The following is a 941-nucleotide window of genomic DNA, read 5'->3' as shown; positions in this document are numbered from 1 at the left end:
GGTAGCTCGTCAGGCTCATAACCTGAAGGCCGCAGGTTCAAATCCTGCCCCCGCAACCACTCTACAGCACGCTGGACTACCCTAATCTACGATCCTCTACCAGACGCTATTCCCTCGAATCGATAGGTTCAGATCAGGTTCGGATCGCTTCTGGGCAGCTAATCTTGGCCCGCTGGTCGCCACCTTGCAACCTGGTAAATTATCCCGTCGTCGCTATGGCCGCTCGCGCCCCGTATCGGCCGTAGAACACGCCTTTGCCGTTGCCCGGAAGCAGACATCGCCATGGTAAAGCTATGAGGTCGAGGTTGCGCCGGTTGTTGACCTTTATGGCGTTCAAACAACCACCGTTCGCGCTGCGGGGCTGATGCCGTCGACGGGTAGCGCTTTCTCGCCCGTCGCTGAAATCAAAGCGCACCTTTCAGCTCTGGCGGGCGAATATCATCTGGCGAACGTCGATCGTGCCGGACCGGAAGCCGGCCTCGCAATAGGCGAGATAGTATTCCCAGAGCCGCCGGAAGCGCTCGTCGAAACCCATCTGTTCGATTAACGGCCAGGCGGAACGAAAACGGGTGCGCCAGTCGCTGAGCGTGCGGACATAATCCTGGCCGAAGACTCTCTCGCCGGCCAGCGCGAGCCCGTGCCGGCCGCCTAAATCGATAAGCACCTGCGGCGCCGGGAGCATGCCGCCGGGGAAGACGTAGCCACGAATGAAGTCCACGCTGCGCCGGTACTCCGCGAACAGCCGATTCTGAATAGTGATCGCCTGGATGCCAATCCGCCCATCGGGGCCGAGGCGGTCGCGGAGCTGGGCGAAATAGCGCGGCCAGTGGGCTTCGCCGACAGCCTCGATCATCTCGATGGAGGCGATGCGGTCATATATCGTAAGCGACAAGCTGAGGCCGTTTAGGCGGCGTAGTTCCACGGCATGAGCGCGTCGATTT

Annotated in this window: 1 protein-coding gene; it reads right to left on the bottom strand. The window is 60.8% G+C overall.

Annotated elements, in window-relative coordinates; translation table 11 throughout:
* Positions 1 to 418: 418 nt before the first annotated feature.
* Positions 419 to 941, bottom strand: a 523-nt coding sequence (locus ATN84_RS16210) for a class I SAM-dependent methyltransferase (protein WP_161939585.1), incomplete at its 5' end; no start/stop codon positions are given.

The organism is Paramesorhizobium deserti, assembly GCF_001558695.1.
Classification (GTDB): Bacteria; Pseudomonadota; Alphaproteobacteria; order Rhizobiales; family Rhizobiaceae; genus Paramesorhizobium; species Paramesorhizobium deserti.
The sequence above is the reverse complement of the archived record's forward strand: the minus strand, read 5'-3'. Positions and strand labels throughout refer to the sequence as shown.